Source organism: Aedoeadaptatus ivorii, assembly GCF_030815095.1.
In the GTDB taxonomy this organism is placed as follows: Bacteria; Bacillota; Clostridia; order Tissierellales; family Peptoniphilaceae; genus Aedoeadaptatus; species Aedoeadaptatus ivorii.
In genome coordinates, this window is record NZ_JAUSWF010000003.1 from 40,641 (window position 1) to 64,493 (window position 23,853).

26 protein-coding genes are annotated in these 23,853 nt (G+C 54.5%); 11 read left to right on the forward strand and 15 right to left on the reverse strand.

What is annotated here, in order from left to right:
- Window positions 1–19: 19 nt before the first annotated feature.
- From QO008_RS02815 to QO008_RS02860, 10 genes are all read left to right on the forward strand, one after another.
- Window positions 20–733: an ABC transporter ATP-binding protein gene (locus QO008_RS02815; RefSeq protein WP_307384169.1), complete on the forward strand. Its 714-nt coding sequence runs from the start codon at window positions 20–22 to the stop codon at window positions 731–733.
- Window positions 730–2,331 (forward strand): COG1361 S-layer family protein, encoded by a 1,602-nt coding sequence (locus QO008_RS02820; protein ID WP_307384172.1) that lies wholly within the window; start codon window positions 730–732, stop codon window positions 2,329–2,331. Before QO008_RS02815 ends, QO008_RS02820 begins: the two co-directional genes overlap by 4 nt.
- Window positions 2,331–3,632 (forward strand): ABC transporter permease, encoded by a 1,302-nt coding sequence (locus QO008_RS02825; protein ID WP_126465597.1) that lies wholly within the window; start codon window positions 2,331–2,333, stop codon window positions 3,630–3,632. Before QO008_RS02820 ends, QO008_RS02825 begins: the two co-directional genes overlap by 1 nt.
- Window positions 3,633–3,765: 133 nt before the next feature.
- Window positions 3,766–4,563, forward strand: a complete 798-nt coding sequence (locus QO008_RS02830) for a rhodanese-like domain-containing protein (protein WP_307384177.1) — start codon at window positions 3,766–3,768, stop codon at window positions 4,561–4,563.
- A gap of 48 nt (window positions 4,564–4,611) precedes the next feature.
- Window positions 4,612–5,346 carry a TIGR04282 family arsenosugar biosynthesis glycosyltransferase gene (locus QO008_RS02835; RefSeq protein WP_307384180.1) on the forward strand — a complete coding sequence of 245 codons (735 nt, stop codon included), beginning with the start codon at window positions 4,612–4,614 and terminating at the stop codon, window positions 5,344–5,346.
- Window positions 5,343–6,035 (forward strand): TVP38/TMEM64 family protein, encoded by a 693-nt coding sequence (locus QO008_RS02840; protein WP_307384183.1) that lies wholly within the window; start codon window positions 5,343–5,345, stop codon window positions 6,033–6,035. Before QO008_RS02835 ends, QO008_RS02840 begins: the two co-directional genes overlap by 4 nt.
- Window positions 6,007–6,678 carry a TVP38/TMEM64 family protein gene (locus QO008_RS02845; RefSeq protein ID WP_164715236.1) on the forward strand — a complete coding sequence of 224 codons (672 nt, stop codon included), beginning with the start codon at window positions 6,007–6,009 and terminating at the stop codon, window positions 6,676–6,678. Before QO008_RS02840 ends, QO008_RS02845 begins: the two co-directional genes overlap by 29 nt.
- A complete protein-coding gene (locus QO008_RS02850) occupies window positions 6,675–7,334 on the forward strand; it encodes a TIGR04283 family arsenosugar biosynthesis glycosyltransferase (RefSeq protein WP_307384188.1) in 660 nt (219 codons plus the stop codon). Before QO008_RS02845 ends, QO008_RS02850 begins: the two co-directional genes overlap by 4 nt.
- Window positions 7,334–8,287: a (Fe-S)-binding protein gene (locus tag QO008_RS02855; RefSeq protein ID WP_126465603.1), complete on the forward strand. Its 954-nt coding sequence runs from the start codon at window positions 7,334–7,336 to the stop codon at window positions 8,285–8,287. Before QO008_RS02850 ends, QO008_RS02855 begins: the two co-directional genes overlap by 1 nt.
- A complete protein-coding gene (locus QO008_RS02860) occupies window positions 8,271–8,678 on the forward strand; it encodes a C-GCAxxG-C-C family protein (protein ID WP_126465604.1) in 408 nt (135 codons plus the stop codon). Before QO008_RS02855 ends, QO008_RS02860 begins: the two co-directional genes overlap by 17 nt.
- A gap of 56 nt (window positions 8,679–8,734) precedes the next feature.
- Here the strand turns inward: QO008_RS02860 and QO008_RS02865 are convergent, their stop codons facing one another.
- The 11 genes from QO008_RS02865 to QO008_RS02915 form a co-directional block, all read right to left on the reverse strand.
- The gene (locus QO008_RS02865; protein ID WP_307384195.1) at window positions 8,735–9,088 is read right to left on the reverse strand and encodes an FMN-binding protein; all 354 of its coding nucleotides are present in this window, start codon (window positions 9,086–9,088) and stop codon (window positions 8,735–8,737) included.
- 91 nt (window positions 9,089–9,179) lie between these two features.
- Window positions 9,180–11,171: a transketolase gene (gene tkt / locus QO008_RS02870; protein WP_126465606.1), complete on the reverse strand. Its 1,992-nt coding sequence runs from the start codon at window positions 11,169–11,171 to the stop codon at window positions 9,180–9,182.
- Complete coding sequence (locus QO008_RS02875; RefSeq protein ID WP_307384197.1) at window positions 11,161–11,976, reverse strand: WecB/TagA/CpsF family glycosyltransferase; 816 nt, start codon at window positions 11,974–11,976, stop codon at window positions 11,161–11,163. Before QO008_RS02875 ends, tkt begins: the two co-directional genes overlap by 11 nt.
- On the reverse strand, window positions 11,945–13,051 hold the full coding sequence (csaB, locus tag QO008_RS02880; protein ID WP_307384200.1) for a polysaccharide pyruvyl transferase CsaB: 1,107 nt from the start codon (window positions 13,049–13,051) through the stop codon (window positions 11,945–11,947). The genes QO008_RS02875 and csaB overlap by 32 nt, the downstream gene beginning before the upstream one ends.
- Window positions 13,029–14,399: an O-antigen ligase family protein gene (locus QO008_RS02885; RefSeq protein ID WP_307384204.1), complete on the reverse strand. Its 1,371-nt coding sequence runs from the start codon at window positions 14,397–14,399 to the stop codon at window positions 13,029–13,031. Before QO008_RS02885 ends, csaB begins: the two co-directional genes overlap by 23 nt.
- Complete coding sequence (locus QO008_RS02890) at window positions 14,384–14,944, reverse strand: hypothetical protein (protein WP_307384207.1); 561 nt, start codon at window positions 14,942–14,944, stop codon at window positions 14,384–14,386. The genes QO008_RS02885 and QO008_RS02890 overlap by 16 nt, the downstream gene beginning before the upstream one ends.
- Window positions 14,945–14,947: 3 nt before the next feature.
- Window positions 14,948–15,430 (reverse strand): DUF4330 domain-containing protein, encoded by a 483-nt coding sequence (locus QO008_RS02895; RefSeq protein WP_164715237.1) that lies wholly within the window; start codon window positions 15,428–15,430, stop codon window positions 14,948–14,950.
- Window positions 15,420–16,553, reverse strand: a complete 1,134-nt coding sequence (locus tag QO008_RS02900; protein ID WP_307384210.1) for a glycosyltransferase — start codon at window positions 16,551–16,553, stop codon at window positions 15,420–15,422. The genes QO008_RS02895 and QO008_RS02900 overlap by 11 nt, the downstream gene beginning before the upstream one ends.
- 2 nt (window positions 16,554–16,555) lie before the next feature.
- Entirely contained in the window at window positions 16,556–17,023 is a 468-nt protein-coding gene (locus tag QO008_RS02905; RefSeq protein WP_307384213.1) for a hypothetical protein, read from the reverse strand.
- A gap of 111 nt (window positions 17,024–17,134) precedes the next feature.
- The gene (locus tag QO008_RS02910; RefSeq protein ID WP_307384215.1) at window positions 17,135–17,476 is read right to left on the reverse strand and encodes a type II toxin-antitoxin system PemK/MazF family toxin; all 342 of its coding nucleotides are present in this window, start codon (window positions 17,474–17,476) and stop codon (window positions 17,135–17,137) included.
- A gap of 25 nt (window positions 17,477–17,501) precedes the next feature.
- A complete protein-coding gene (locus QO008_RS02915) occupies window positions 17,502–18,671 on the reverse strand; it encodes an NAD(P)H-hydrate dehydratase (protein WP_307384218.1) in 1,170 nt (389 codons plus the stop codon).
- A 255-nt stretch (window positions 18,672–18,926) separates the two neighbouring features.
- Between QO008_RS02915 and tyrS the strand changes: the two genes are divergently transcribed.
- Window positions 18,927–20,159, forward strand: coding sequence for a tyrosine--tRNA ligase (tyrS, locus tag QO008_RS02920; RefSeq protein ID WP_126465616.1), 1,233 nt, complete (start codon window positions 18,927–18,929; stop codon window positions 20,157–20,159).
- A gap of 45 nt (window positions 20,160–20,204) precedes the next feature.
- On the opposite strand, the gene QO008_RS02925 is transcribed toward tyrS, so the two are convergent.
- The 4 genes from QO008_RS02925 to QO008_RS02940 form a co-directional block, all read right to left on the reverse strand.
- A complete protein-coding gene (locus QO008_RS02925; RefSeq protein ID WP_331852448.1) occupies window positions 20,205–21,224 on the reverse strand; it encodes a PIN/TRAM domain-containing protein in 1,020 nt (339 codons plus the stop codon).
- Between the two features lie 117 nt (window positions 21,225–21,341).
- Window positions 21,342–21,851 (reverse strand): CarD family transcriptional regulator, encoded by a 510-nt coding sequence (locus QO008_RS02930; RefSeq protein WP_126465618.1) that lies wholly within the window; start codon window positions 21,849–21,851, stop codon window positions 21,342–21,344.
- Window positions 21,852–22,017: 166 nt separating this feature from the next.
- Entirely contained in the window at window positions 22,018–23,025 is a 1,008-nt protein-coding gene (locus QO008_RS02935; RefSeq protein ID WP_126465619.1) for an electron transfer flavoprotein subunit alpha/FixB family protein, read from the reverse strand.
- A 27-nt stretch (window positions 23,026–23,052) separates the two neighbouring features.
- Window positions 23,053–23,850 (reverse strand): electron transfer flavoprotein subunit beta/FixA family protein, encoded by a 798-nt coding sequence (locus QO008_RS02940; RefSeq protein WP_307384224.1) that lies wholly within the window; start codon window positions 23,848–23,850, stop codon window positions 23,053–23,055.
- Window positions 23,851–23,853 lie beyond the last annotated feature (3 nt).

The window sequence follows — 23,853 nt, forward strand, 5'->3', positions numbered from 1 at the left end:
TTTATATCGAGTCTACCATATGGGAACGGAAAAAGTCTACGCACTCCGCGGCGTAGATTTGGACATCGAGCGCGAAGAGATTCTGTGTCTGTTGGGCACATCCGGCAGCGGAAAGTCGACCCTTCTCAATATGATGGCCGGACTCGACCGCCCGTCCAAAGGCGAAATCGTGATCAATTCCAAAATACATATGGAAAAGCTCTCCGAAGAAAAACTGACGCGGTTTCGCCAACTAAATATAGGCTTTGTATTTCAGGCCTACAATCTTATTCCCACCTTGACCGCCGTAGAAAACGTCAGCCTGGGACTGATCTTTAAGGGCGTTCCTAAAAAGGAGCGGGAAGAAAAGGCAATCGCCATCCTCGAACGGGTGGGGCTGGGCGATCGCATTCACCACAAGCCCAAGGAGATGAGCGGCGGGCAGCAACAGAGGGTTTCCATCGCCCGCGCCTTTGTGGATACCCCGCCGATTCTCTTTGCCGACGAGCCCACGGGCAATCTGGATACAAAGACGTCGATGGAGATCATGGAGATGATGCGGGATCTGGCGCGGGAGCACAAGCAGACTCTGATTATCGTCACCCACGACTTGGAGACAGCGGTCTATGCCAATCGCGTGGTGGAACTGAGAGACGGCCGCATCGTACGAGATGAAACCCAATCGGTAATGGAAAAGGCGAAAGAGTTGGATCTGTTGCCGGAACATTTGGTCAACCAAGAGGAGCAATTATGAAAAAACGATACATACTGGCGCTGGCTTCGGCCATAGTGTTTACGCAGACAATACCTCCCGTCGCCTTTGCATCGGAGACGACGGGAGAAATTCCGCCGCCGAAGGTGGAATCCGAAAGCCACGCACCGATTTCGATCCTCGACTTTACCGATGTCCGCTGGCCGGAATCCGTTCCCAAAAACAAAGACATCCCCGTCAATTTTTCGATCAAAAACAGCGGAAACGGCGCCGCAAAAAATATCGTCATCCGGGCGATCTCACAGGATCTCGAACATCTCGTCCCGAAATCCGTAAGCCAGGTGAATGCGAAGCACTACGAGCCGGGACAAAAAGAAAGTTATTCCTTCTCGTTCCGCCTAAACGCCGATGCGCCGCAGAAAAACTATGCGGTAAAGCTCTCCCTCGCCTATGTCGACATTAACACCAATGAGGTGCACGAAAGCAGCCAAGTCATCACCTTGCGTCCCGACGGCGGCGCATCCTCTGCCAATGGCGGTAGCGCCCCCGGCGCGGCACCCGGCGGCGGAATGGAGATGCCCGGAGACGTGCCCTCCGTCCCCTCCTTCTCCGGCGGAGGCGGCGGCGCCATGCCCGACTTCTCGGGCGCCGATTTGGGTCCGTCGCTTCCCGTCACGGGAACGGGCGATACGCCCCAGGGACAGGCACCCACCGGCGCCAATACGCCAAAGATCATTATCGACGATTATTCCTATGACCCCGTTCACGTCAAGGCGGGCGTGCCCTTCTCCCTCCACTTCCGGGTATTCAACACAAATCGCAAAAAGACCGTACGCAATATTCGCGTATCCCTTTCCGCCGATGCGGCAGAGCCCATGTCCCTGCCCGGTGCGGAGGGCGGTGCGGCCGCGGCGGCCCAGACGCCACCGGTCGAGGCAGCCGGCGGCGGCAGCGCCTTTATCCCCGTCGGCAGCAGCAATACCTTCCATATCGAAAAGATTTCGCCGAGAAAACACGCCGCCAAGGAAATCACCCTCACCACCGCGCCCAATACGGCGGCGCGCACCTACACCATCACCGCCACCTTTGAGTACGAAGACGGCGACGGCAATCCCTACACCTCCTCCGAGGTGATCGGGATTCCGGTCGAGCAGAGTTCTGAAATCACCCCGGGCGATGTAACCGTCGACAAGGACGGATTTGTCGACGAAGCGATGCCCCTTTCCATGGAATTTTACAATACGGGCAAATCTCCCGTGTCCAATGTGATGGTGAAAATGCGCGGCAATTTCGAGGCGGACACCAATACCTATTTTGCCGGCACCGTAGCCGCCGGCGCGAGCGAAACCTACGACGTCAACATCACCCCCACCGCAGAAGGCGAACAAAAGGGCGAGATCGTCCTCACCTTCGACGACGCGTCCGGCCAAAAGCAGGAGATCGTAAAGCCCTTCACCGTAAACGTACAGGGACCCGATTCGGCGGCAGAAGACGACGAAGCGAACGGCCAAGATGACCGCCCCGCCTGGGCGGTGCCTGCAGCGCTCCTCGCCGTCGCCGCCATCGCCGGCGGGGTCGGGGTCTATGTCGTCAAAAAGCGCAAATCCAAAAACGACGATGAAGGGGATCTGAGCATATAATGAGCCTCCGCGACCTCTTATCCATGGCGAAGAAAAACCTCCTGGCGAGAAAGCTTCGCACCGGCCTCACCTTATTAGGCGTGGTGATCGGCTGCGTATCCATTATTATTATGATGAGCTTCGGCTACGGCATGGAGGACAACAACCGCCGCATGATCGAAGGATTCGGCGACGTGAAGAATATCGACGTCCTGCCCGGCGAAGAGAGCACCGGCGGTGCCAAGCGCTTGACCGCGGCATCGATCAAAGAACTGGAGAAGATCTCCCACGTCACGGACGTCAGCCCCGTATACCAGAATTCCTTCAAGATGCAGTACAAGAAATTCCAGAACGACTTCGGGCAAATTACCGCCCTCGATAAAAAGACCATGGAGCTCTACGGCTGGAAGATCGATACCGGCTCCAAATTCTCCGGCGACGGCAAGGGACAAATCCTCTTCGGCAAGGACGCCGCACGACAATTCTATAACCCCGACAAGATCCAAGAACCGGAGTTCGACGAAGAGGGCAAGCCCATCGAATTGCCGCCTCCCTTCGACGCGGCGGGAAAAGAGTTGGAAATCGCCGCCATGGATCCTTCGAGTATGGGCGGCGAAGCCCTGCCCGGCACGCCCGTCGCCAACTACAAAGTCGTCGGCGTCCTCGAAGAAACCAAAAAGATGGACTACGACATGGGCATTTTTATGACCATCGAGGGGTATAGCGAACTCATGAGCAAGCTGGCGATGGAAAAGCCCTCCAAGACCAATTTCGATAATCTGCGGGTGCGGATCGACGATATGAAAAACGCCGAAAGCGTATCCAACGAAATCAAACAGCTGGGGTATAAGCCCCAGGGCATGATCGAGATCATTAAGGATCTAAACCAGAGCATGGCGGTGGTCAACGGCATTTTCGCCGGCATCGGCTCCATCTCCTTTATCGTCGCGGCCATCGGGATCGCCAATACCATGATTATGTCCATCTACGAGCGCACCCGCGAAATCGGCGTAATGAAAGTCATCGGTGCCTCCATTCGCGACATCCAAAAGCTCTTTTTGGTCGAAGCGGGGATGATCGGGCTGATCGGCGGCGTCTTCGGCGTCCTCACCAGCCTATTGCTGAGCCTTATATTTAACGCTCTGGGCAACCAATTCGCCGCATCCCAAGGCGCCACCGAGACGATCACCTTCTCCCGCATTCCCTTTTGGCTGGTCCTCGTCGGCCTGGGATTCTCTACCCTGGTCGGCGTACTCGCCGGCTACTTCCCCGCCAAGCGCGCCATGAATCTTTCAGCGCTGGATGCCATCCGTTCTGAGTAAGATATAGATGGGGATCGCAAGTTTGTGTTTCTATATAGGAATTTTCGATGACAGATATTCGATTTTTCGATCTTTTTCTATTTAGATCTGTTACAATATTGTAAGTGTAAAGATTTCTAAGGAGGAAATACTTATGAATAAGAAAATCAATGTAGCTGCCCTCGCCCTGGTACTCGCCATGGGCCTCACCGCTTGCGGCCAAGGCAACGCACCGGCAAACAACGCCGCCAACACCGCTAACAACACGGCAACCACCAACCAAGCTGTCAACACCGCAGCAGAAGGCGACAAGGCCGATGGAGCTACCGAAACCGCCGAAGTCAAGGAAATGAAGGGCGAAGAACTCGACAAGATCGAAGAAGACGCCAAAGAAAAAGACAAGTATCTCGTCATCGACGTACGCAGTGAAGACGAATACAACGAAGGCCACGTAAAACACGCCATCAACATGCCCATCGACGAATTTGAAAGCCATATCTCCGAACTCGAAGATATGAAAGACAGCGACATCGTCACTATCTGCAACTCCGGCAAGAAGAGCGGAGAAGCCGCCAAGATGCTCGTAGAAAAGGGCTTCACCAAAGTCCACAACGCACAAGGCGTAAAGGACTTTGAATACACCACCATGAGCAAAGTAGAAAACGTACGCGGTGCCGAATTCCAAAAGCTGGTCGACTCCGATAAGTACACCGTCATCGACGCGCGCGACGCCAAGGACTTCGAAAAATCTACCTTCGAAGGCGCAATCAATGTGACTCCCGACGAATTCGACGCGAAATATGCAGAACTCCCGACGGACAAACCTTTCGCAGTATTCTGCAACACCGGTAACCGCTCCTACGAAATCGCAGAAAAGCTCGTGGAAAAGAACCACGAAGCCATCAACGCGATCGAAGGTACCAAAGAATACGACGGCTTCAACTTGAAGTAAAAAAATTGCCATGTCGGAAGCGACAAGGCTTTTTTTATGAGCGCATTTATGAAAAAAACCATTATATTTTTTGCCCGCACCCCCGCCCTGGGCTGTGGCAAAAAGCGATTGCGCAGGGACATTAGCGACGAGGCGGCGTGTGCGATCAGTCGCGTCTTATACGACGACATCTTAAACGTCCTCGCCGCCTATCCTGCCGAACTCGTCCTCTATTACGACGGGCCCGCGCCGGAGGTGGCCCATCGAAGCACACCGCAAACGGGTACGGACCTCGGGACGCGTATGGGCGCTGCACTCAAACAGGAGACACAAGACGGACCTGCCATCCTCTTGGGTTCGGATCTGATCGGTATCGACGCCTCCTTGCTCGACGCCGCCTTTGATGCCCTCAAGACCCACGACTGCGTCCTCGCCCCTTCGGAAGACGGAGGCTACGGCATCATCGGCATGCGCAAATACATCGACCTCTTTTCCGGCATCGCCTATAGCCGGTCCGACGTATTCGACAATACCGTAAAAAAAGCGCGACGGCAGGATGCCACTGTGGGCGTGGTCGATACGATTCGCGACATCGACGACATCTATGATCTGGTGCGGGAATATACCGGCGCCCCCGTCATTCGCGAACAGCGCCAAGGCGACGTACGTACTTTTATTACAGGCGATGGACGCGCGCTTCGCATCGCCACGGATCCCGGCGCTCTCGAGGGATCGATCCTCCCCCCTCAGACGATGATGCCCTTTTATCACGTCCTCGAACCCATTCCTAAGGAGATGAAATGAAAAAACCGAGTAAAAAACTAATCACCGTGGGCGTAATTCTCGCCTGCCTGCTCGCCTATCTCTTGATTCCCTCCGTAAACGCGGGCATCAACCGCGCAGTGAAAGTCCTCACCACCGAGGGCATTGAAGGCATTGCCGCCTATATTCGCAGCTTCGGCGTCTATGCCGTCATCGTATCTTTCCTCTTGATGATCTTGCAATCGCTGATTTCGCCGATCCCCGCCTTTTTTATCACCTTGGCAAACTCCGCCATCTTCGGCTGGGTAAACGGCGCCATTTTGTCCTGGACCTCCTCGATGGCCGGGGCCGCCATGTGCTTTTATATCTCCCGCATCCTGGGTCGCGACGTGGCGGAACGCTTTACCGGCAGCGGCATGCTGGAGACCGTCGATAAATTCTTCGAAGACTATGGCAAATTCGCCATCTTGATCGCGCGCCTATTGCCCTTCATGTCCTTCGACCTAGTGAGCTACGCCGCCGGCCTGACCTCTATGTCCTTTGTGCACTTCTTTATCGCCACGGGGCTCGGACAGCTTCCCGCCACCATCGTATACTCCTATGTGGGCGGATCGCTGACCGGCGGCGCACAAAAGTTGATGACCGGTCTTTTGATTCTGTTTGCGGCCTCCATCGCCATCTATGTCATTAAAAGGATCTATAATGAAAAGCACGGAAAACAAGACGCTTAAATCCATAGGAAAACTGGCCCTGATCGCACTTATCGTCGGCGGGGCTTTTTTCCTATTCCGCGATTATTTTACCGAAGAACGCATATCCGCCATGCTCCGACAAGGCGGCGTGTGGGCGCCGGTGATCTACGTGACGCTGTGGGCGGTGCTGCCGGTGTTTTTGTTCCCGGTGCCGCTACTGGTGATGCCGGCGGGCTATCTGTTCGGCCTCGCTCACGGCGTCGTCTACACACTGATCGGTTGCTGCTTAAACATTACGCTGATGTACTTTCTCGCCGCAAAGCTCGCCCGCGAGCCGATTCTCGACATCGTCGAGAGAAAGAGCTCCGAGAAGGTCAAGAAGGTTTTCTTCAGCCCCGGCGGTAAGAGCCAAACGGTGTTTTTTATCTTTCGGCTGATCCCTTTGATCTCATACAATCTGATCAACTATATGGCGGGCATCTTGGAGATCGCCTTTCTCCCGTATCTTTTCTTTAGTCTGATCGGCATCACGCCGGGCATCTTCGCCTTTATCTATTTGGGCGAATCGATCCACGACCCGACGTCGCCGGAATTTCTGCGTGCCATGCTCTTTATGCTGCTTTTGACCGCCGCCTCTCTCGTCCTCTTAAAACTCTACCAGAAGAGACGAGGCGAATCATGATCTCGATCGTCATTCCCGTGTATAACGAGCTGACGCGTATCGATGCCTTTCAGGCGCGCTTAGAGGCGCTCGCGGGCGAAAAGGAGATCCTCTTTTCCGACGGCTTCAGCACCGACGGCAGCTATGAAAAAATTCGACTGCCGAAGATTCAAAAAGCGAAGGGCCGCGGCGCGCAGCTGAAGGCGGCCGCTGAGGAGGTGCACGGCGAGTACCTGTGGTTTCTCCACGCCGACTCCATTCCCCATCCGGACAGCCCAGAGGCGATCGCATCTTCCGGTGCGGACTGGGGCTGCTTTCGCCTCGCTTTTTTAAGCAATCGCCCGATGATGAAGGTCGTCGCGTTCCAATCGGATCAACGGGTGCGCTTTCGCCGCATCGTCTTCGGCGACCAGGGCATGTTTATCAAGCGCTCGCTGTATACGGCCATCGGCGGTTTTCGACCCATCCCCTTAATGGAAGACTATGACATCTCCATGCGCCTGAAAGCGGCGGGCCACAAACCCCATCTGCTTTCTCAAAAAATCCATACCGATGCGCGCATGTTCGAACGAAACGGCATTTGGCCCACGATTTTTCTGATGCAGAAACTGCAGCGCGCCTTCCGCCGCGGCGCGTCTGCCAAAGAACTCAACCGAATCTACAGGAGGCAATCATAATGATCGAGTACGCAAAGCGCGAATGCATTCACTGCAAGCGCTGCACAAAACTATGTCCTTTCCTGTCCCATTACGAGATCGATTTATCGGAATTTGCAGGACGCGAGGAGCTGGCGGGGGAATGTTATCTCTGCGACAACTGTAAGCGCGCCTGCCCCAAGGATATCTCGGGCCGGGAGATTTCGATGGAATTTCGTAAGGCATCTCCCCTGCCCCATCGGCTGGTGCGCTTTCAAAAAGATCCCTATCTCTTCCGAAATCTGCAGAAGAACAATACAAAAGATCTCCTCTTTCTGGGTTGCAATTATCCCGGCGTATTTCCGATGACAGTGCGCAAACTCGTGGAGATCTGTGCCGAACGGGGCGTGGATTTTTCCGTCGACTGCTGCAGAAAACCCATCGCCGATACCGGCTATCCGCTTTCTACAGATTCCATGTTTCAAAATCTCCGCGACCGGGGGATCGAACGGCTTATCTGTTGCTGCCCGAACTGCTATAATACCTTACAAGGCCGCTCGGAAATCGAGGTGATCTCGATTTATCGCTATCTCGACGAAGAAGGGCTTTTAACGCCCATTGGCCGCGAAGGTCTGCCCGTCTATATCCCCTGCGGCGATCGGGAGCACAGGGACTTCTATGCGGCGATCGAACCCTATCTGACGGCGCCGCGCTTTCCCTACGAATCCCTCCACTGCTGCGGATTGGGCGGCGGCGCGGCAAAGCGCAATGCGGCCGTGGCCAACGCGGTGCGGGAGAATTTTATCGCTCGGAATCGCGAAGTCGAAGAGATCTGGACCTACTGCGCCAGCTGCGCCATCGCGTTTCAAGGGTACGGCCTCGAACATATCGTAAACTTTCTTTCGGTATTTTTGGGCGTCGACGAATCCCCCTCCCCCCGTTACTTCAAGAATGTCATTTCCATGAAAGGAGTATCCCATGCATCCTTACGTTGAATCCGAATTGCAAAAAGGCAAAAACTGCGCCCAAATCGTACTGGGCCGCTTCTCCGAAACCTACGGACTCGACCGCGAGACGGCCCTGCGTATCGCCTCCCCCTTCGGGAGCGGCCGCTTTCAAGGCGATACCTGCGGCTGCATCGCCGGCGGCACGCTGGTATTGGGCCTCGCCTTCGGAACAAAGGACGATGCCTTTCAAGCAAAAAAGCAGCTGGAATTCGAGCGTCGCTTTGCCGATCGCTGCGGCGCCACGGTCTGCCGCGACTTGTTGGGCCACGACCTCTCTCAAGACGTCGCCCTGGAAGCGGCAATGGCGGACGGAAGCATTCAGCGCATCTGTCCCGGCTGTATGAGCGCGGCGATCGAGATTTTGGAAGAAATGCTGTAATTTTATCATTGCATACAAAAAAGCGGATGCCGTGCATCCGCTTTTTATATGCCTGCTTATTTTGCTTCCGAAAGGGCCGCGTCGACCGCCGACTTGATGCCGCCCGAGGTCTTGGTGGCGCCGGAGACGCCGTCGATATCGGTAGATCCCTTTTTGACGATGGCGCCGGGTAAGGTGTCCAACGCATCTTGTGCCTGGGGAATCTTATCCACAGATTCGCCGTGGTTTAAGATCTGAATATCGGAGAGCTTGCCGTCGGCGACGGTCACTTCGACCTTTATGGGGTTTTCGGGGTCGTAGCCGGGCGCTTCTCCCGTATAGGTGCCGTCCTTGTAGGTGGCGCCGTTTCCACATGCCGCCAGGGTGAAAGCCAAAAGCGCCGTAGCGCCGAGGGCTGCCATTTTTTTCATAGATATGTCCTTTCGATATATGTTTCCATAAAGTCCTTACACCATTTTATTATAGAGAAGGAAAAAGACATATTCAAGCTGTTCGATATACTTATTTTCTGCCGTCGAGATACTGGCGCACGGCGGCATAGATCTTTTCTTCGGTCAATCCGAACAGGTCGAATACCGCATCCGCCTTGCCGGAGGCGCCGAATTCGTCGATGCCGATGGCGAGGCCGTCTCTACCCACATAGCGATACCAGCTCATGCGCGAGCCGGCTTCCACCGAAACGCGGGCATTCGCCTCTTCGGGCAGGACGCTTTGCCGGTATTCCGCCGATTGGGCCTCAAAAAGCTCTTGCGAAGGCATACTGACGACGCGCACGCCGCAACCTTCTTCGGCGAGCTTCTCGGCCACCGATACCGCCGGCGCGAGTTCGCTTCCCGATGCGATCAGAATCAGGTCTAGGGATCCCGATTCTTTTTTCACCACATAGCCGCCCTTTAAGGCCTCTTTCGAAGTGCCCTCCAGCTCGGGTACACCCTGGCGTGTAAGTGCCAGGGCCACCGGGGTTTCCTTGGAGTGCATGGCCACATACCATGCCGCCGCCACCTCGGTGGAATCCGCCGGGCGATAGGCGATCATATTGGGAATGCTCCGGAGCATCGTAAGGTGTTCGATGGGCTGGTGCGTGGGGCCGTCTTCCCCGACGCCGATGCTGTCGTGGGTGAAGAGGAAGGTCACCGGCAAATGCATCAAGGCCGCAAGGCGCAGCTGCGGCTTCATATAGTCGGAAAACACGAGGAATGTCGCCCCGTAGGAGCGGAAGCCCCCGTGGAGATAGATGCCGTTAACGATGGCGGCCATGGCGTGTTCGCGCACGCCGAAGTTTACATTGCCGCCGGCGCGATTGTCGACGGAATACTGTCCTTCTTCTTTCATATCGCTCTTATTGGAAGGCGCGAGGTCGGCACTGCCGCCGAAGAGATTGCCCATGCCGCGGGCGACCTTTTGCAGATATACGTGGGAGCTCGCCCGGGTCGCCATATCCTTTTCGACCGGCTGCCAGTATTCGTCTTCGTCCATAAAGGAAAGGTCTTTTTTCTCGGCGTCAAATCCCGCGACAAATGCTTCGTATTCCGCGGGGAAGTTTTCCCGATACCCCGCCTCCAGTTCCTTCCAGGCGCGGTAATTCTTTTCCTTTTCGGCGAGGATCTCCGCCACCTGCTCTTTTACGGCGGCGGAGACGACAAATTCCGCCTCCCCGTAACCGAGCTTTTTCTTGGTCGCTTCGTTGTCGTCGGCGCCCAAGGGGGATCCGTGGCATTGTGCCGAACCTTCCAGCGGGGAGCCGAAGCCGATTTTCGTCTTGATTTCGATCAGACTGGGCTTGATCTTTTCCTGTTTGGCGGCATCGATCGCGCCCACAATGGCGCGGATGTCTTCGCCGTCTTCGACGGTAAGTACATGCCAACCCAAAGAACGGTAGCGCCCCGCCACGTCTTCCTTAAAGGACAAATCCGTATCGCCTTCGATGGTGATATTGTTGGAGTCGTAGAGCACGATCAGCTTGCCCAGCTCCAAAGTACCCGCCAAAGAGGACGCCTCGTTGCTGATACCTTCCATTAAATCGCCGTCGCCGGCGAGCACATAGGTATGGTGATCGATGAGATCGTAGCCCGGCTTATTGAATTGAGCCGCTAGACGGCTTTCCGCCATGGCAAAGCCCACCGCCGTAGAAATGCCCGCGCCCAAGGGACCCGTGGTGGTCTCTACGCCTTCTGTATGCCCGTATTCCGGGTGTCCCGGCGTCTTGGAGTGGAGCGTCCGAAACCCCCTTAGATCGTCTGCCGTCGTGGGGTATCCGAATAGGTGGAGCAGCGAATACAACAGCGCGCTGCCGTGGCCCGCACTCAGGATAAAGCGGTCTCTATTCGGCCAGCTTCGGTCTTCAGGCCAAAAGTCCATCTCATGCGCCCACAGAGACCACGCCATGGGGGCTGCGCCCAGGGGAAGTCCGGGATGTCCGGAATTTGCCGTATCCACCTGGTCGATGGAGAGGGCTCTTAATGTATTAATCGCTTCTTTATATTTATTCTGCATCGTTTCCTCCTTTTTCGGATGCTACGCGGGCTACGGCGTCTTTGTCTCGTCGGATCCGCCACAAAAACGCCGGGATCGCCAGCTGTCTGGACAATCGGGACGGATTCTTCATCAGACGATACAACCACTCTAGATTGTATCGTATAAACCACGCCGGTGCACGCTTGGCTTCGCCGGCGAGCACGTCGAGGACGCCGCCGTTACCGATGGCGATGCGCACCTTCGAAAGCGCGTCCTGGTTTTCCAGGATAAAGCTCTCCTGTTTGGGAAATCCCAGGCCGACAAATAAAATCTCGGCGCCGCTGTTGTCGATCTCTCGAAGAATCTCTCGTTCTTCTTCGGTCTCTACGCCGCAGTTGTGCTTGCCCTGAAAATACCCGTGGTGTACGCCCGCTACGATATCGCCCCAGCGGTCTTGTACGTTCTTTCTCGCCGTTTCGGCGATTCCTTCTCTTCCGCCGAGAAAAAAGACCTTCTTTCCCGTCCGCTGCGCCAAATCCAAAAGGTCGATGGAAAGATCGTAACCCGTCACGCGTTCCGATAAGGGATACCCGCGCATCTTCGAGCCGATGACCAGGCCGATGCCGTCGGCGACGATTAGATCGGAATCGTTCATCGCCTCGGCAAAGACGGGGTCTTTTCGGCACGCCATCACGATTTCCGTATTGGGCGTAAAGATCCGGTGAAAGCGGTCCTCCTCGAGCATCTCCGCCAGAATTTCCACGCGCTCTTCGTTTCGAATGTCGTCGACGACGGTGTTGAAGATGCGTATTTTATCTCTTTGTTTCCAAGAGATCGAAGACATAATCGACATTCCTCCTGCTCTTATCCAACAGCGTTTCGTGTTTTCTCTTTAGCCTACGCCGCAACAGATCCCGATTCCTGTACGAAAATATAATATCGTTTAAGAGCTTTCGCTCGTCCAACCCTTCGGCCTCCACATATTCGCCGATGGCGAGCGCCTCCAGCTGCGAGCGCACCTTGGGATCGTAGACGATGCCCACCATGGGAATATTGGCGGTCACGCCGTAGATCAACGCGTGCAGCCGCATGGCGACGAGTTCCGTACATAAGCCCACCAGGGCCTGGATCTCTTCGACGCCGTAGTTGCCGTTTACGACATAGGCGTTTTCTTTATGCACCATATAATTGCGCACGCCGTCGGCAAAATGCTTGTCCTCCGGGTAGTGGAGCGGAATAAAGAGCACCGAAAGGCCCAGCTCCTCTTGTACGCGGTCGAGGACATAGGCGAGTTTTCTCGCGAGCGCCGGCGCCTTGTTCCATTTGCGCACGGCGACGCCGAGATAGCGCTTTTCGGCGGGAATCCGCTCGTAGCGCAGGAGATCCCGCGCCCGTTGGCCGTCGATCCCCTTCAGTCCGTATACGGGATCCGCTGTTACGCGGATCGGCGGATGCACCACGCCGATCTCTTCAAGCACCCGCGCGGAGTCCTCGTCTCGCAGGGTGATGAGATCCGTACGGTTTAAGATCTTTGCCGTAAGTTTGCGGTTCAGATTGCCGTGGATGGGCCCTACCCCATTGGCGTAGACGTAGATCTTCTTTTTCATGCGCTGCGCCAGCGCCATAACGCCTAAGTAGTAGTACAAAGAGCGGGAAGAGGTTTCATCTTGCAACAGAGACCCCCCGCCGCTGATCAAAAGATCCGTCTCTTGGATCGCCTTTTTGACCGAGGCGAAGTGAAACCGCTGCGTCGCCGATACCCCGTAGAGAAAGCGCGTGCGGGGCGGGTCGTAGGAGAGCACGTTTATATAGACGGCGGGATCGATCCTGCGGATATCTTCCACAATGGCATGCAAAATCGCGTCGTCGCCGCTGTTGTCGAAGCCGTAATAGCCGCTAAATAAAACTTTGTTCCCCATGGGAAATCATCCTTTTCTCGCTATGCGCCGAAGCACGCCTCTGTTTACAGATCCTGACCAGGCAATAGGTAAACGCCAAGAGAAGCCAAAACGTCGTCGTAATCTTCGTCATATAGAAAATATTTTCAAACATGCCGTGGAGCAACATACCGCAGAAGGAAGCGGTGAGTGCCGCTCCGAAAATGCGGATATAGGGATCTTCGCTCCGGAGCGGATACCGAATCAGATTTACGAAGATGCTCCCCATAAAGAGGAGAAACAGCACAAATCCCACCACGCCCAGTTCGGCAAAGATCTCGATATACGAGTTGTGAGCGTGAAAGATCGGCATGGTGCGGATATACTGCTCGAAAATCAGCTTAAAGGGCTGATGCCCGAGTCCCACCCCCACCAAAAAGTGGTCGCGGATCAATTCTTCGGTGATCTCCCAGATCTTAAAGCGATAGGAAGTGGAAGAGTCCCGGAAGTTAAAAATCGTCAAAAACCGCGATACGAAGGTCTCCGGTATAAAAAACATCCCGATTCCCGAGAGGGGAATCGCAAGCAGCAAAAGTTCTTTTCGCACGATCCACACAAATACCAGCGCCGCAAAGGCGAGGCCGACCCAACCGCCGCGGGACATGGTCATAAAGAGCGCCGCGAGCTGTACGAGAAACATCGCCACAAAGAGTAGCCGCACGCCGTCCCGTTTCGTGGTCCAAAACGTCGCCACCGTAAGGGGCATCACCATCACCAGATACTCGGCGAAGATATTGGGGTTTCCGAAGAGCGAATACGCCCGCGCCCGAATCTCCGCATTGGAGCTGGTGTCTACCCACTCCGCCTGTATGTCGACGCCGATCACGTATTGGGCGATCCCGATCAATGCGAGCAGGGTCGCCGCCACGGTAACGGCGCTAAAGAGCTTGTGTAAAGATTCTGCCTCCGTCGCCTCGTTGATGACGAGGATCATAAGAAACATGCCCCCGGTATGAATGGCGAGGTCTCGTAGGGAGCCGAACAAGAGCAGCGAGGTTACGGTCTGTATAATCATAAAGAGAAAATACACATAGGCGATCGCCTCGTGCCCGGCTGCCACAAAGGGCGTCGACGGTCGAAAGAAGCGACGGAATACATACAGGCCGAAGGTGCCGTATAAGAGGAGCAGGGTCAAAATATCCGGCAGGAATATATAGCCGAAGACGCCGCAGAGGACGCTTACATAGGGACTTTCGAAGAACACCGCGAGGGCGACGAGCCCCAAAAACAGAACCGTCGCATAGGGAATCTTCAAATACAGCCCCACGCCCCCCAGCAAGAAGCCCAAGGCAAAGAGGAGCAGCGGATTGTGTCTTATTTTTTCTGCCATGCTTCCGCCTCCTCATCGTGCACAAACAGCGCGGCGATCTTTTTCAGAATGCGCAAAGAGATCGCGGTATCTGCCTTCTCGTCGGTTTTCTCGGAAAAGAAGAGGGAAAACAGGCCCAATGCCAAAAACCCGATCCCGATCAGCGCCATCGGCCGCGCAAACATCATGGCGATCACCGTCAGCGCGAGTCCGAAACCGGCGGACAGGGGTCCGAAGGTCGAAAGCGCCGTGCGGGGGCTCTTAAAATCCGCCACATAGGAAAACACTTTTGCGCCTTCCCCCGCCCCGCGAAGGCGCATGCGCAGCCAGACGATCACGGTGTTTAGGACGCGCACGATGCCGCGGAGCACCGCGAAGGCAATCGATCGCTCTACGACCGCCTCGGCGTGTTCTGCCGCATACAGGGCGACGCTTCCCTTTGCGCTCCGGCTGAAAAACCGCCCGATCGCCGCAAAAAAACGGTGCAAAGCGCTGTCTTCGTACCAGTTTTCCAACGTCTTGAGTACGGCGAGAATGCCGCGTATCAGCAAACTGGATTGGATCATCGTCTATTCCCCGTCGACGCGGATGCCGACGCAGACGCCGGTGAAGGAGCTCTGTTTCGACTTTACGCGGTATTCGTTGCCGACCCGAATTTCTTCGCCACCGACCCGATACGATTTGTCCGATTCGGTGACATTCACATCGAGGTCGATATAGACCGTATAGCGATCGGGCACTTCCGCCTTGACCCATGTGCCCTCGTAATCCACTTCCTTTTCGAAGGGGACGACGCGCTTGCCGACGATCTTTCCGAGAAATACGCCCTTGTCGTAGTGGTAGAGATCTTGGCCTTCTTGTATGTTTTCTACCGTCGGCGTACGCACATTGTCGATCAACATCGTCATCTTACCCGGCGCGGTCTTTTCTACGGAGACCGCGGAATTGCGAAAACGGAAAAAGCCGCCGATCAACGCCACCAGCAAAATCAATAAAAACAGCAAATCGATGATATTGATTTTGCCGAAAATTCTTCCTTTATTATCGATCATTTTCATACCTCTTCAAAATGGTTTCATAAATGTGTATATGGCTCTCGGCCATGGCTTTCTGACTGAATCGCGCGCGGACAAAATCGTACAGGGCCTCGCCGCGCGTTTGCATTTGCGCTCTGTGATTGGCCGCATACACCAGCTGAGAACGCAGCGCTTCTACGTCCTTTGCCGGAAAGAGCAGCCCCGCCTCCCCTGCCATCTCGGGAATGCCGCCCACCGCCGATGCGATAAACGGCACCTTTGCCTTCGCCCCTTCGAGCAGTGCGTAGGGAAAACTTTCGGAAACGGAGGTGAGCAGATTCACATCTGCGGCGTGAAATAGGCTATACGGGTCGTTCACCTGTCCCAAAAACGAGACCAGATCTTCCAATTCGTGCCTCCGTACGAATTCCCGCAGCCCTTCGCCGTCGACGCCTTCGCCGGCGATCAGAAAATGCGTATCCCCAAGGGCATCTTGCCCCGTACGAATCGCCTCGAGAAGCGTTCGGTGGTCTTTTACCGCGTCCAGACGCGCCGCGATGACAAATAGCAAGCGGTCTTTGTATCGACTTAAGCCGTAGCGCGCCAAAAACTCGTCTTTTTCGACATAGTCTTCGCGCCTTTCCATGTCGATGCCGTTATAGACCACAAAAATGCGATCGCCCGGAAATCCCCGCTCGATCATCATTTCCTTAAACCGCTCGGTGACGGCGATATAAAAGGGGAAGCGCTTTAGGGCAAAGACATTTAAGGGCGTAAAGATCATATCTTTTATAAGATTGTCCTTAAAGTCCAGCCGCCAGTCGCTGTGGAGAGTGGTCACCATAGGCACGCGAATGCGCCGGCGCAAAAACATGGCGTTAAAATTTGCCCGGGCGCCGTGGCAGTGGATCAGATCGAATTGTTCTCGCGCACAGAGTTCGGCGACTTTCGAGAGCGCGCCCATATCGAAGCGATTTTTCTGTTCCGCAAGGCGGGCGTCGATCCCGATCGCGCGGGCGCCGTCGAGAAAGGGACCGGGGCGAAAACAGACCATCGTCGCCGATGCCTCTTCTTCCAGTCCCTTTAACAGCGAATAGATATGCGTCTTGGCGCCGCCGGTATCCCCGCCGCTGATCAAGTGCAGAATCTTCATCGTCATCGCTACTCACCGTCGGCAATGCGATAGCTGCCGCGCACCAACACGATGGAGTCGCGCGTCGCAGAAAGTCCTCTGCCGTCGCTGCGCGGCGCGATCAGCATATGGTTCTTCGGCGCCGCTTTTCCATGCGACAAATCCGTACCGCCGGTGACATCGCTCAAGCCGCCGAGGGACGATGCGATCACGCTCGCCTCTCCGCTCCGTAGAATCATTTCGCTACCTTGTGCGACGATCAGCCGCTGATTGTGCGCAAGCTCCACGACTTCGAGCACATTTTCCACATTCCCGGCGGGCGCTTGCTCCTTGGGACTCTCTTGGGTGATATTCTTTTCCAGCGCCGCCAGCCGTTGGTTCAAATAGCTTAAGGACACCAGGGGGTCGTCCTGCTGTGCAAACGCGGGCACGGCCACGGCGATCAGCCCCAAAGCGGCCAGGATCGCCGCCATTGTTTTTTTACTTCGGCCTCTCACATACTCATCCTTTCTTTCCCTATACTTAGCAGATCCATTATACAACATTCCCGTTGCTTCACCAATTCAATATGAAAATAAGCACGAGAAAACCCGTGCTTATCCTATGTATTATAGACCCAGACTTACTTTGATGGCATCGTCCACCGCGTCCATAATAGACGTATTGAATTTTCCGATCTTCTCTCTTAATCTCTTTTTGTCTATGGTCCGCACCTGTTCTAGCAAGATCACCGAATTTTTCGGCAAATCGTTGGTCGCCGCCCGCACCTTGACGTGGGTGGGGAGCTTGGTCTTGTTCATCTGCGAAGTGATCGCAGCGACGATCGTCGTCGGCGAGTATTTGTTGCCCACGTCATTCTGTAAGATGACCACGGGACGCACGCCGCCTTGTTCCGATCCGACCACAGGACTGAGATCCGCGTAGAAGATATCTCCTCGCTTGATAACCATAGATCACATCCTTTCTATGCAATTTTTATGTATGCGACTCGACGCCGGAATCCGCCTCCGACAATCCAAAGGCTTCGGGCAGATATTCGATGATATCCGATGCGGTGAGGCTGCGCATTCCCTTATGTCGCGCGGCCACATCTCCCGCCAGTCCGTGCATATATACCCCTAAGCGGCAGGCGGTAAAACCGTCAGCGCCTTGGGCGAGAAATGACGTAATGATGCCCGTGAGCACATCCCCGCTTCCGGCGGTGGCCATGCCTGGATTACCCGTGGCATTGACCGCGCGCTCCCCTTCTCGGGCGATTAGCGTCCGCGGCCCCTTCAAGACCAAAATGCCGCCGTATCGCGCCAAAAACAGATCCGCCGCCGATTCGGGGTGCGCCGCCACCCAGCGGCTGTCCCGGTCGATCAAGCGGGCTGCCTCCGCGGCATGGGGGGTATAGATCCTGTCGTCCCGTTTTTCGGCGGGTCGCGCCTGCGCCAAATGGTACAGGCCGTCGGCATCCACCACCATAGGAACATCCTTCGAAAGGACCGACGCCAAAAGCGCCCCCGCGGATTCGTCCCGCCCCATGCCGGGTCCGATCGCGACCGCATCCGCCTCGTTCAAAATCGAAAAATCCGACTGCCCCTTTACGATCACCTCCCGTGCGCGCAGGGCAAAGTCCCGCATACAGGCGTCGGGGACCGCCAAATACGAGAGCCCGCAGCCCGCGCGGAGCGCCGCCCTGGCGGAAAACTCCGCCGAGCCGTACATCCCGAGACTTCCGCCGATGACGAGCACTTTTCCCCGGTCTCCCTTGTGGTCGTCGGTATGTATGGCGGGCAATAGACGCGCCATCTCGGGATCGATGCGCGGCACCGTCCTATTGCGGAGTCTGGCGACGGCGACGGCATAGTCTTTTTCATGGCTTAGGGAAAGAGCAAACAGGCGGTCCTTCCACACCCCATAGGGCGCGCCGGCGGCCGTATAGCGCACCTTCAAATTCTTTAGGCCCGCGCGGGCGATCCCCGTGCCCAGGGCCTTCGCCATGGCTTCTTTCGCGGCAAAACGCGCGGCGATGCCGGCGGCGGTTTTCTTCCGCAACCCCTCGTATTCATTCCCCTCTGAGATATAGCGCAAAAACGCCTCGCGGCGGCGCGCTAAGATCTTTTCTACCCGGGGGATATAGACCACATCCACACCGATCATATTCCACCTCGTTTCCCCTTCATACTATCATACTTATCTATGAATAATAAAAACAAATTTATTACATAGATACTTGACATCCGCACCTAGGGTACTTATAATAAAATACAAATCGAATATATACGTTGATGGCGTCCCCAAAATTACAACGCCGGAGTATAATACTGTTTTAAGGCTTTGTGCGAAGAAAGGTGGTACCGCGTCGAAGAGACGCCCTTTCCCTCGAGTCTTTTTTTGTGCTTAAAAGGAGGCATTATGACCGAAAATGTATTTGACCTATTGGAGAGAAGAGGTTACATCGACCAGGTAACTTTTCCCGAAGAACTCAAAGAACGATTGGCCGAAGGACCCATTACCTTCTATATCGGCTTTGACGCCACGGCGGATTCGCTGACCCTGGGCCACTATCTCCAGGTAAAAGTACTGCAGCACTTCCAAAGAGCCGGCCATATCCCCATCACCCTCTTCGGGGGCGGCACCACCTTGATCGGAGATCCCTCCGGTAGAAGTGATATGCGCAAGCTCTTAACCAAGGAAAACATCGATCACAATATCCGCTGCTTCCAGGAGCAGCTCTCCCACTTTATCGACTACGGCGACGGAAAGGCGATCGCCGAAGACAACGGCGACTGGCTGCTGGACCTGAAATACCTCGACTTTATGCGCGAGATCGGCATCCACTTCTCCGTAAACCATATGCTCAAACTCGACGCCTACGCCAACCGGCTCGAAGAGGGACTGACCTTCTTTGAGATGGGATACATGCTCATGCAGTCCTATGACTTCCTCTACTTCTACCGCAAACACAACTGCCAGCTGCAGTTGGGCGGTTCGGATCAGTGGAGCAATATGCTCGGCGGCTACGATTTGGTGCGCAAACTGGAAAACGGCAAAGTCTACTCTATGACCTTTAAGCTGCTCACCACCGCCGACGGCCAAAAGATGGGCAAGTCTATGAAGGGCGCTATCTTCCTCGATCCCGAGAAGACCTCTCCCTACGAGATGTTCCAATACCTGAGAAACTGCGACGACCGCGACGTCATCAAGTTCCTCAAGCTCCTCACCGACGTTTCCGACGCCGAAATCGCCGAATACGAAAAGCTCGAAGGACAGGCGTTGAACGAAGCGAAAGAACGACTCGCCTGGGAAATCACCAACGAAGTCCACGGCAAAGAAGAGGCGGACAAGGCGCTCGCCTCTTCCCGCACCCTCTTCGGCGGAAGCGGCGATACCGATGAAATGCCCACCACCGAACTTTCGGCCGGCGAAGTCGAAGGCGGCATCACCGTCGTAGAACTCATGCAAAAAGGCGAACTCATCTCCTCGATGAGCGAAGGCCGCCGCTTAATCAAACAAGGCGGGGTCTCCGTAGACGACGAAAAGGTCGCTTCCCATGATCAGTTGATCACCCCCGAGGCATTGCGCGAAGGCGTACGCCTCAGAAAGGGCAAAAAAGTACACCACCTCTTCACCTTGAAAGAAGAGTAAGAAAAAACGAAAGCGATGGACATTTGTCCATCGCTTTTTCTATGCCTACTGGTGGGCGGGCTTGGCGAAGATCATCTTTCCGGCACTGGTCTGCAACATACTGGTGACGATGCAGTCGATTTCTTTGCCCAGATAGTCGATGCCGTTTTCCACGACGATCATCGTGCCGTCGTCCAGATACCCGAGCCCCTGCTTGTCCTGGCTACCGGGCTTTACCACCGACACGCGGATCTTTTCGCCAGTTACAAAGACGGGCTTTAAGGCATTCGCCAAGGCATTGATATTTAAGACCGGTATGCCCTGCACCGCGGCAACCTTATTGAGATTGTAGTCGTTGGTGACCACCATCCCCTTCACCTCTTTTGCCATCTTGAGGAGCTTGGCGTCCACGTCGTGGGCTTCGGGATAGTCCCGCTCCGAGACCACGATCTCGAGCTTGTCGTCCTCTTGCATTTTGCGAATGGCATCGAGGCCTTTTCTTCCTCGGGTCCGCTTCATACCGTCGGCAGAATCGGCGATCAACTGCAGCTCCGCCACCACAAAGGTGGGAACCACAATCGGACCCTCTAAAAATCCCAGTGCCAAAATATCCGAAATCCTGCCGTCGATAATCACCGACGAATCCAGGATTTTTGCCATAGCGGCTTTCCTCTCGCCGCTTTTTAACTTCGGCATCTCTTTGGCGGAGATGAAATTTTTAAGAGAAGTCGCGATCTCCTCCCGCTTAAACAGCATAATACGAATTCCCAATATGCCGAAAATGATATAGATAAACAGCGACAACAGGCTGCCAATAAAAGCGATGTCGAGCCGGTAGACCGGAATGGAGACCAGATAGGCCAATACCATCCCGATGACGAGCCCCGCAACGCCCCATAAAATATCGCCGGCGGGCAGATCTTTCATCCTCGCCTCTGCAAAGACGATCAAACGATCTACCCACCGATACACATACTTGCCGAGGAAGAAAAATAAAATTGCAAAAATGAGAAAAACAAAGATCGGCAAGAAGAATGTAGGCACATAGGTTTCGACAATCCCTCTGGCGCCCAACTCGGTGAGCATTTCCAAGAATAGGCGCCCTACCGCCAAACCCAAGACGGTAAACAATAGACGGAACAAAATGCGAAAAATTTGATTCGATCGGATAAAGACGCTCCTTTCTTTCTATAGTAATAGGGATCAGGCATTGCCGGCGTCTTTCAGACAACCCTCTTTCATGGTCGTATCGACGATATCGACGACTTCGTCGAAGGTCTTGTCGTAGACCAATACCATCTCGGAAAGGATAATCTGGCGAGCATTATTCAGGATCTTTCGCTCTCCGGTGGATAGGGACTTTTCCATATCCAGAGATTCAAGGTTTTTGATGACCTTGGCGATTTCTTTTAAGTCACCGGTCTTAATCTTATCCTGATGGAATCGATAACGGCGGTTCCAATTGGAAGGCATGTCTTCCTTCGAAGGGTCCTTGAGGACATCCAGTACTTCGTGCATCTCCTGCGGGGTCTTGATTTCGCGCACCCCGACTTCGTCCATACTCCCTACGGGCACGAGTACGCGCATCTCGTTAACGGGGATCTTTAGGACATAGTACTCCTTCTTTTCCCCCAAAATCACTTTGCTCTCGATGTCGACGATCACGCCTGCTCCGTGGATCGGATAGACGATCTTATCTCCGATTTCAAACATAGGTACCTCCTTTACCGGAATGTCTACCTATCTATTGTACCACAAGTGAATAAAATATTAAATGTTATCATATATTTCGCCCCGGATTAAGGGAAATCGAACAATAAAAAAAGGGAGACCCGGAGGTCTCCCCAAAAAAAGGATGTATTCTTGATGAATATAAAACTTAAATGGATTCTTTTCTGGCTTTTGCCTTTTTGTATTCTTCGACGAGTTTCGGCAGAATCTTGTTGATATCGCCGACGATACCCAAATCCGCCACTTCGAAGATCGGTGCGCCGTCGTTTTTGTTGATGGCGATAATCAGACCGGAGTCTTCCATGCCCGCCAAGTGTTGGATAGCGCCGGAAATACCCATGGCAAAGTAAACGTCAGGGCGAACGGTCTTACCGGTTTGTCCGACTTGACGATCTTTTTCGATCCAGCCAGCGTCGACAGTCGCACGAGAGGAGGAAACTTCCCCTTCCATAAGGTCTGCGAGTTCTTGCAGATTTTCGAATCCTTCGGGGCCGCCGATACCGCGTCCACCGGATACGAGCACTCTCGCTTCGGTGATGTCCATCTTCTTCTTTTCGTCTTTTGCGACTTCGAGAATCTTGACGTTCATGTCGGCGTCGGTAAATTGAATGTCTTCTACGATCACTTCGCCCTTGCGATTTTCGTCATTGTCCAAAGCTTGCATAACGCCGGGACGTACGGTCGCCATTTGGGGTCTAAAGTCTTCGCAGACGATGGTGGCCATAAGGTTTCCGCCGAATGCCGGACGGGTCATTCTGAGGAATTTGGTTTCTTCGTCGATATCCAGTCCCGTACAGTCTGCGGTCAGACCTGTGTGGATCCGCGCAGCGAGTCTCGGTGCCAGGTCGCGGCCGATGGAGCTCGCTCCGTAGAGCACGATTTCGGGTTCGTATTTTTTGATGATTTCGAATACGGCTTTTGCATAGGGCTCGGTTACGTATTCCTTCAACATGGGATCGTCGACGACGATGACCTTGTCCGCACCGTGGGAAATGCAGATATCGGCGAGGTTTTTAATGTTTTCGCCCAAAACGACCGCATAGACTTCCTGTCCGAGGTCGTCGGCGAGTTGGCGTCCCTTACCGATCAGTTCCGTGCTGACTTTTTGTAATTCACCGTCTCTTTGTTCGGCGATAATAAAGACATTTTTGCTCATTTCATTCACTCTCCCTGTATGGCAATCTTAGATAATAAACTTTTCTTCCAACTTGGAGACGATGGCTTTGGCTGCTTCGTCGGCAGACAGATCGGTCATTTTAATACCTGCACCCTTGCCTTCCTTCGCATAGGATTTTTTGACCTTGGTCGGGGAACCCTTCAGGCCGATGTGGTCGATATTAAGATGTTCCTTAATGTCGTCCAATCCCCAAACGGCGATGTCTTTTTCATAGGCATCGAATACGCCCGATACGGTCATATAGCGAGGCTCGGCGAGTTCGGCGAGTGCGGTGATGACACAGGGGGTCTTGATTTCTACTTTGTGGTAGCGGTCTTCGAATTGACGTTTTACGTGGATCGTGTTTTCGTCGATCAGTTCGAGACCTTCTGCATAGGACACTTGGGGTAGGCCCAGGTGTTCTGCGATTTGGGGACCGACTTGTGCGGTGTCGCCGTCGATGGCTTGGCGTCCGGTGACGATCAAATCGTAGTCGCCGACGTTTTTGAGACCGGCAGCGATCGTGGTCGAGGTGGCCCAAGTGTCAGCCCCGCCGAATGCTCTGTCGGAGAGCAAAATGGCTTCATCGGCGCCCATGGCGAGGGTTTCGCGTAATGCGTCTTCCGCTTGCGGGGGTCCCATCGAAAGAACCGTTACGTGGGTGTCGGGGTATTCGTCTTTAATGCGCAAAACCGCTTCTACGCCGGCTTTGTCGTCGGGGTTAATAATGCTCGGAACGCCGTCACGAATCAAAGTATTGGTCTTCGGATCCAAGCGAACTTCAGTGGTATCCGGTACTTGCTTTACGCAAACAATAATTTTCATTGT